The following is a 908-nucleotide window of genomic DNA, read 5'->3' as shown; positions in this document are numbered from 1 at the left end:
GTCCAGATCCGGGCCGCCGCGCCCAGCACCGACTGGCGGTCGGCCTCCACCAGCAGGACGTCGTCCGCGGCGAGCAGGTCGTCCAGGGCGTCGCGGAAGTGGACGGTGTCGGTGATCTGGCGGGCCCAGAACCGCGGGTCGCGGGCGTCGTCGGGGCTCATCGGGCCGCCGGTGTAGCCGGAGTACAGCGCCGCCCGAGGCTCGCGCAGCGGAAGCGAGCGGTAGTCGGCCTCGACGGCGTCCGAGGCGGGCGCCATCGCCGGGGAGTGGAAGGGGCTGGTGGCCGGGACGATCACGGCGGTGAGGCCGTCGGCCTTCAGGCGGGCCGCGACGCCGGCCAGCGGTTCGCTCGCGCCGGCCAGCATGACCTGCTGGTTGGCGTTGACCGCGGCGATCGCCACGCCGTCGACGAGGTACGGGCGCAGTCGCTCCTCGCTCGCGGCTACGGCGAGCATGCCGCCCGCCGGGATCTTCACGGCCTCCCTGACCCGCGCCATGACCATCGCGACGGCGTCGGGCAGACCGACCACTCCGGCGAAGGTCGCGGCCACCAGCTCGCCGGCGCTGTGGCCGAGGAAGGCGACGGGCTTCACGCCCCAGCCGAGGATCATGCGGCCGAGCGCGTAGTCGACCGCGAACAGCAGCGGCTGGGCGCGGCGCACGTCGTCGATGTCGATCGCCGCGTTCCTCGGGTCGAGCCAGTCCGCGCGGATCCGGGCGCCCTCCTCCCCCATGTGGGACAGGGCGGCGTCGACGGCCGCGGTGAAGACGGGTTCGCGGCGGTAGAGGCCGGCGGCCATGCCGGCGTGCTGGGAGCCCTGGCCGGGGAAGAGCAGGGCGACGGGGCGGGGCCGGGCGGCCTCGGCGGCGCGGGCCCGCCGGACGGTGGGCGCGGCGAGCGCGGACAC

1 protein-coding gene is annotated in these 908 nt (G+C 76.2%); it reads right to left on the bottom strand.

Translation table 11 applies throughout. The features are described 5' to 3' along the window. On the bottom strand, positions 1-908 hold a 908-nt coding region (locus tag ACOV8S_RS02840), incomplete at both ends, for an acyltransferase domain-containing protein (protein ID WP_448315925.1).

The sequence above is a fragment of the Streptomyces sp. CO7 genome, assembly GCF_053474865.1.
This window is presented reverse-complemented; position numbering and strand designations above follow the sequence as displayed.